The sequence below is a fragment of the Streptomyces sp. AcH 505 genome (assembly GCF_000818175.1).
Lineage (GTDB): Bacteria > Actinomycetota > Actinomycetes > Streptomycetales > Streptomycetaceae > Streptomyces.
Window position 1 is genome coordinate 5,175,222 of the sequence record NZ_JTIY01000001.1, and the last position, 8,086, is coordinate 5,183,307.

The following is an 8,086-nucleotide window of genomic DNA, read 5'->3' on the forward strand; positions in this document are numbered from 1 at the left end:
GCAGCGCGTGATCCGGCAGGCGCTGGCCAACGCCGGTCTGACGACGGCGGATGTCGATGCCGTGGAGGCGCACGGTACGGGTACGACGCTGGGTGACCCGATCGAGGCGCAGGCCCTGATCGCTACGTACGGGCAGGACCGCCCGGAGGACCGGCCGCTGTGGCTCGGCTCGGTGAAGTCGAACATGGGCCATGCGCAGGCAGCCGCCGGCGTGGGCGGGGTCATCAAGATGGTGATGGCGATACGTCACGGACTGCTGCCCAAGACCCTGCACGTCGACGAGGCATCGCCGCACGTGGACTGGTCGGCAGGGGCGGTCGAACTCCTCACCGAGGCACGGGAATGGCCGCAGAACGGCCATCCGCGTCGCGCGGGCGTCTCGTCGTTCGGCATCAGCGGGACGAACGTCCACGTCATCGTGGAACAGCCCGCGGCCGTGGCTGAGTTGGAGAGCGCGGACGTCCCGGAGACGTCACCGGACCTCTCCCTCGTGCCGTGGACGGTCTCGGCCAACGATCTCGACGCGCTGCGCGACCAGGCGGACCGGCTCCACGCCTGGGTGGCGGCCCGTCCTGAGTTTGCACCGGCGGATATCGCCCGGACGCTTGCCACGGGGCGCTCGCTGCTTGATGAGCGGGCGGTTGTGGTCGGTGCCGGCAGGGACGAGCTGCTGGCGGGTTTGGCGGCGGTGGCGTCCGGGGCGTCTGCTGCGGGTGTGGTGACGGGCAACGGTACGGGTGGGAAGCTCGCGCTGCTGTTCGCCGGGCAGGGGAGTCAGCGGCTGGGCATGGGCCGCGAACTGGCCTCGTCGTTCCCGGTGTTCGCTGCCGCCTGGGATGAGGTGTGTGCGGTTCTGGATCCGCTGCTGGCACACCCGATACGGGACGTCGTCCACGCGGAGCCTGGCTCTGAGCTGGCAGGTCTGCTGGACGAGACCGGGATGACGCAGCCGGCCCTGTTCGCCTTCGAGGTGGCGCTGTACCGACTGCTTGTCTCGTACGGCATCACAGCGGACGTGCTGGCCGGACACTCGATCGGTGAGTTGGCAGCCGCACATGTGGCCGGGGTGTTCTCCCTGGAGGACGCCTGCCGCCTGGTCGCGGCGCGTGCCCGGCTGATGCAGGCGCTGCCGAGCGGTGGTGCGATGCTCGCCGTCGCCGCACCCGAGGCAGAGGTGCTGCCGCTGCTGGAAGGCCGCGAGCATGAAGTGAGCGTCGCGGCCGTCAACGGGCCTGCCGCCGTCGTCATCTCCGGCACTGAATCGGCCATGGACGACATTGGCCAGGTGCTGGCCAATCGGGAGATCCGTACCCGCAGGCTGCGGGTCTCGCACGCGTTCCACTCGCCGCTGATGGCCCCGATGCTGGAGGACTTCCGGCAGGTCGCCGAGAGTCTGACCTACGCCGAGCCGGCGATTTCGGTGATCTCGAACGTCACCGGTCAGCTCGCCGAGCTCGGCCAACTCACCACCCCCGACTACTGGGTGCGGCACGTGCGTGAGGCGGTTCGTTTCGCGGACGGCATCACCGCAGCTCGCACGGCTGGCGCGACATTGTTTGTCGAGGTCGGTCCGGACGGTGTTCTCACCGGCCTGGCCCAGCAGTCCCTCGACGGTGACGAGACCGCGGCGTTCGTTCCCGCCGTCCGCAAGGACCGTGGGGAGACACGGGCCGTGGTCGAGGCCCTGGCCACCCTGCACACCCGCGGCGTACGCGTCGACTGGACGCCCCACTTCACGGCCGCCCGGCACCGTCCTGTTGAGCTGCCGACCTACGCCTTCCAGAGGCGGCGCTACTGGGTCGAGTCGGGTGTGGTCAGCGGCGACGTCGCGACGGTCGGGCTCAGCGCGATCGAGCACCCGTTCCTCGGTGCGGCGACGGAACTGCCGGGTTCGGCAGGGTTCTTGTTCACCGGGCGGCTGTCGTTGGCGGCGCAACCGTGGTTGGCGGACCACGCAGTCAACGGAACGGTCATCGTGCCGGGCGCCGCGCTCGTGGAGTTGGCGGTACGGGTCGGCGACGAGATCGGCTACCCGGTGCTGGACGAACTGACCCTCCAGGCTCCGCTCGTCGTGCCCGAAGGTGAGAGCGTCCAGCTCCAGTTGGCGGTCACTGCGGCCGAGTCCGACCGGCACGAGGTGACGATCCACTCGCGTGCCGAAGGCAGTTCGGGCGAGGAGAGCTGGACCCGGCACGCCACGGGAGTGCTCGCCGAGGTCGCTCCCGCGCGCCCCTTCGACATGGTGCAGTGGCCCCCGAAGGACGCGCAGCCGGTCGACGTGGCGGACCTGTACGACACCCTTGCCGGACTGGGCCTGGAGTACGGGAAGACCTTCCAAGGGCTGACGGCCGCCTGGCGCGACGCCGAGGTGGTCTTCGCCGAGATCACTCTGCCCGAACAAGCACACACGGATGCCGAGCACTTCGGCATTCACCCCGCCCTCCTGGACGCGGCCTTGCACAGCATGGCGCTCGGCGACTTCCTGCCGGAGGTCGAGGCCGGACGACCGTATCTGCCGTTCGCCTGGAACCGGGTCGCGCTGTACGCGGCGGGCGCTACCGCGCTCCGGGTACGGATCGCCCCCGCCGGAACGCACGGCGAGGTCGAGCTGGACATCGCCGATGCGGCGGGTGCGCCGGTCGCCGAGATCGGCTCCCTCGCCATGCGACCGGTGTCGCTGGATCAACTCGGAGCCACCGGTGCCCACCATGACGTCCTCTACCAACTGGACTGGAAGTCGGCGCCGGTTGCTGCTTCTGCGGCGGACGTGCGATGGGCCGTCGTAGGCACGGAGGGTTTCGGCACCGGAGCACCTGCCCATGCGGATCTGGCGGCGCTGGCAGAAGCCGCCGAGGTTCCGGAGTATGTGCTGCTGACGCTGCCGGCCACGGTTGGTGACGCCCCGGAGGCGCTGCGCGAGGCCACGCACGGCGTACTGGCGGCGGTGCAGCAGTGGTTGGTGGACGAGCGGTTCGCGTCCTCTCGCCTGGTGCTGGTGACGCGTGGTGCGATGGCGGTGGACGCGACAGGGGACGCTGATCCGGTACAGGCCGCCGTGTGGGGTCTCGTACGGGCGGCGCAGGCTGAGCAGCCGGACCGGTTCGTGCTGCTGGATCTGGACGACACCCCCGCGTCCGTCGATGCGATCAGTGACGCCCTGGCAACCGGCGAGTCCCAACTGGCCTTGTCCGGCGGTGAGGTGCGCGTGCCGCGTCTGGCGCGGGCTGCTGCTCCCGAGACGCACGACCTGACGCCGGTCTTCACATCGGAAGAGACGGTGCTGGTCACCGGTGGTACGGGTGGTCTGGGCGCAATGGTGGCTCGACACTTGGTGGTTGAGCATGGTGTGCGTCATCTGGTGTTGGCGAGTCGGCGTGGTGCGGATGCTCCTGGTGCGGGGGAGTTGATCGCGGAGCTGGCCGAGTACGGCGCTCAGGTGGGTGCGGTCGCGTGTGATGTGACCGATCGGGAGGCTCTGGCGGGGCTGGTTGGCGGGATTTCCGCTGATCATCCGCTGGTGGGTGTGGTGCATGCGGCGGGTGTGGGTGACAACGGGCTGGTGGGTTCGTTGACGCCGGAGCGGTTGGACGGTGTGTTCGGTCCGAAGGCGGACGCGGCCTGGCATCTTCATGAGTTGACGCGTGAGCTGGACCTCAAGGCGTTCGTGCTGTTCTCGTCCGCCGGCGGGCTGGTCCTTGCCGCCGGTCAGGCACCGTACGCTGCGGCGAACGTCTTCCTCGACGCGCTCGCCCAGCACCGCCGGGCGCACGGGCTCACGGCCACGTCCCTCGCGTACGGCCTCTGGGACACGGACACCGGTCTCAGCCAGTGGCTGACCAAGGTCGACCTTGAGCGCATGCGGCGCCAGGGGCTGCCGATGCTGTCCGTGGACGAGGGCCTGGCGGCCTTCGACGCCGGGCTGCGTGCCGACACGGCGACGCTGGTGCCGATACGGGTCGACGCCGACGCCCTGCGGGCGCGGGGCGACGGCGTACCGACACTGTTGCGCGGGCTGGTGCGCGGTCGCGTACGGAAGGCGGCAAAGCCGGGAGCGGAGACGGGCGCCGGCAGCTCGGTGCTGGCGCAGCGCCTTGCCGGGCTGGACGCCGAGGAACGTGCTCGGACCCTGTCGCACCTGGTGCGCGAGGAGATCGCAGCCGTACTGGGCCATGACTCGGTGGACGCCGTGCAGCCGGACCGGGCGTTCCAGGAGCTGGGATTCGACTCGCTGACCGCCGTCGAACTGCGGAACCGGCTGAACGCCCTGTCGGGGCTGCGGCTCCCCGCGACACTGGTCTTCGACTATCCGACGTCGCGTGCCGTGGCGGACCACCTCGACCAGGAGCTGGGCGGAACAGCCGCCGATGCCGGGCCCGTTGCCTGGGCCACGACATCGGTGGACGACGAGCCGATCGCGATCGTCGGGATGGCCTGCCGCTACCCGGGCGGGGTGGTGTCGCCCGAGGATCTGTGGGACCTGGTGGTCCAGGGCAAGGACGCGATCGGCGACTTCCCGACCGACCGTGGCTGGGACCTGGAGAAGCTGTACGACCCGGACCCGGCGAGCCGGGGAACGACGTACACCAAGCGCGGTGGATTCCTGTACGAGGCGGGCGAGTTCGACCCGGGCTTCTTCGGGATCAGTCCGCGCGAGGCGCTGGCGATGGACCCGCAGCAGCGGCTGCTGCTGGAGACGTCCTGGGAGGCGCTGGAGCGGGCGGGTCTCGACCCGGCGGGGCTGCGGGGCAGCCGTACCGGCGTCTTCGCCGGCGTGATGTACCACGACTATGCCTCGCATCTCACCTCCGTGCCCGCGGAGTTGGAGGGGCTGATCGGCACCGGAAACTCAGGCAGTGTCGCGTCGGGCCGGGTGTCGTACACCTTCGGCTTCGAGGGGCCAGCGGTGACGGTGGACACGGCGTGCTCGTCGTCGCTGGTAGCACTGCACCTCGCGGCGCAGGCCCTGCGGTCCGGCGAGTGCGACATGGCGCTGGCCGGCGGGGTCACCGTGATGGCGAGGCCGGGCACCTTCGTGGAGTTCTCGCGGCAGCGAGGGTTGTCGGTCGACGGCCGCTGCAAGGCGTTTGCCGCAGGTGCCGACGGCACCGGCTGGGGCGAGGGCGTCGGCATGCTGCTCGTGGAGCGCCTGTCGGACGCCCGGAAGAACGGTCATCAGGTGCTCGCGGTAGTCCGTGGGACCGCGGTCAACCAGGACGGCGCCAGCAACGGCCTCACGGCGCCGAACGGCCCTTCGCAGCAGCGGGTGATCCGCCAGGCGCTGGCCAACGCCGGTCTGACGACGGCCGATGTCGACGCTGTGGAGGCGCACGGTACGGGCACGGCGCTGGGTGACCCGATCGAGGCGCAGGCGCTGCTGGCGACGTACGGGCAGGACCGTCCGGAGGACCGGCCGCTGTGGCTGGGTTCGGTGAAGTCCAACGTCGGCCACACCCAGGCCGCGGCCGGCGCCGCGGGCATCATCAAGATGGTGATGGCGATGCGGCACGGTGTGCTGCCGCAGACGCTGCATGTGGACGCGCCGTCGCCGCACGTGGACTGGACGGCGGGCGCGGTCGAACTCCTCACCGAGACAAGGGAATGGCCGGACGCAGCACGGGCACGCCGCGCCGCCGTCTCATCGTTCGGGGTCAGCGGTACGAACGCGCATGTGGTGCTGGAAGAGGCTCCTGCGGAGGCTTCCGGAGTGGTGGTTCCCGCGGAGCCGATTGCTGTTGGCGGCGTGGTGCCGTGGGTGATGTCGGGTCGTTCCGCTGGTGGATTGCGCGGGCAGGCCGGGCGGTTGGGTGGGTTGGCGGGTCTGGGGTCTGTGGTGGATGTGGGGCACTCGTTGGCGGTGTCGCGTGGGGTGTTCGAGCATCGCGCGGTGGTTGTGGGCGGCGGGGATGCGGAGTTGCGTGACGGTGTGGCTGCGCTGGCCGAGGGTGTGCCGTTCCCTGGTGTGGTGGAGGGAGTGGCCGGCTCGGCCGGCCGTGTGGTGTTCGTGTTCCCTGGCCAGGGGTCTCAATGGGCAGGTATGGCCGTGGAGCTGCTGGACTCCAATGAAGTGTTTGCTGCGCGGCTGAGTGAGTGCGAGCGGGCGCTGAGTCTTTACGTGGACTGGTCGTTGACCAGGGTGTTGCGTGGCGAAGTAGATGCGCCGGGGCTGGACCGGGTGGATGTGGTGCAGCCGGTGTTGTGGGCGGTGATGGTGTCGCTGGCCGCGATGTGGGCTTCGGTGGGTGTGGTGCCGGACGCGGTGGTGGGTCATTCGCAAGGTGAGATCGCTGCCGCTGTCGTGGCGGGTGGGTTGTCGTTGGAGGACGGCGCGCGGGTGGTGGCCTTGCGTAGTCGGGCGCTGGTCGGACTGTCCGGGCGTGGGGGCATGGTGTCGGTCCCGCTTCCGGCGGACGCGGTGGAAGAGCGCCTGGCGTTGCTGGGCGGGGCCGTGTCGGTGGCGGCGGTGAACGGTCCGTCGTCGACGGTCGTGTCCGGTGACGCGGGACTGCTGGACACGCTGGTCGCCGAGTACGAGGCGGAAGGCGTACGAGCACGTCGTATCGAGGTGGACTACGCCTCGCATTCCGCTCACGTGGAGTCGATCGAGGCGGAGCTGCTTGACGTACTGGGCCCGGTCAGGCCGCAGGCCGTTTCGGTGCCGTGGTACTCGACGGTGCGGCAGGAGTGGCTGAGCGGCGAGGAGGCGGATGCCGCGTACTGGTACCGGAACCTGCGGGGCACGGTGCAGTTCGGTCCGGCGATCGAGGCGCTGGCCGGTGAGGGTTTCCGGTTCTTCGTGGAGTCCAGTGCGCATCCGGTGGTGAAGATCGGGGTCCAGGAGAGCCTGGAGCGCGCGGGCGCCGGTGACGCGGTGGTGGTGGGGACACTGCGCCGGCAGGAAGGCGGCATGGCCCGCTTCCTGACGTCGGCGGCCGAGCTGTGGGTACGTGGCGCCGAGGTGGACTGGAAGGCGTTCTTCGCCCCGGCCCGGCCCCGGATCGTAGACCTGCCCACGTACGCCTTCCAGCACGAGCGCTACTGGCTCCAGTCACCCGTCGGCGGTGGCGACGTGGCGAGCTTCGGCCTGCGGGCCACCGGGCACCCCCTGATCGGCGCGGCAACCGGACTGGCCGGCGGCGAGACACTGGTGCTCACCGGCCGGCTGTCGCTGAAGGCACAGCCGTGGCTCACGGATCACCGGGTCAACGGAACCGTCCTGCTCCCGGGAGCAGGGCTGGTCGAGCTGGCGATCCGCGCGGGCGACGAGGTGGACTGCGGGACGCTGGAAGAGCTGACCCTCCAGTCCCCGCTTGTCGTGCCGGAGAGCGCGGAGGTCCAGCTCCAGCTGACCGTCGGCGCGCCTGACCGGGACGGGCGGCGCGAGCTCGCCATCTACTCCCGCACGGACGAGAGCGCCGCCGGTGCGGCGGCCGACGCGCCGTGGACCCAGCACGCCGCCGGCATCCTGAGCGATACGGCCATCAGCGCACCCGCAGCGCCCGCCGTCTGGCCGCCGGAGGGTGCGGAGGCCGTGGCGCTGGACGGGCTCTACGACGATTTCGCCGAGCTGGGACTCGGCTACGGGCCGGCCTTCCGGGGGCTCCGGACCGCTTGGCGCAAGGGTGGCGAGGTCTTCGCCGAGGTGGCACTCCCCGAGGAGGGGGCAGCCGAAGCGGCCCGGTTCGGACTCCACCCGGCGCTCTTCGACGCGGCCCTGCACGCGATCAGCCTCGGCGGCTACGTCGAGGACGCCGAGCCGGGACGCCCGTACCTGCCGTTCGCCTGGGGCGAGGTCGCCCTCCAGGCGGCAGGCGCCACGAAGCTGCGGATCCATGTCTCTCCGACCGGATCCGGCGCGGTGTCGTTGACCATGACGGACACCGAGGGCCAGCCGCTGGCAACCGTGGGCTCGCTCGCGGTACGCCCGGTGGCGACCGGGGAGCTGGGTGCGGCAAGCGCCGCCGGGCACCACAGCAAGCTTTTCCAGCTGGAGTGGTCGGCGGCGGACGCGGCGCCGGGCACCACGGTGGCTCCGGTGTATACGGAGCTGTCGGATCTCTCCGAGCTGGCAGTTGGTGATGTTCCGGAG

At 70.6% G+C, this 8,086-nt stretch carries 1 protein-coding gene; it reads left to right on the forward strand.

Annotated features, from left to right (window positions below; genetic code table 11):
- Positions 1 to 8,086 (forward strand): type I polyketide synthase (locus HY68_RS42865; protein WP_157874379.1); only part of this gene is annotated, 8,086 nt, incomplete at both ends.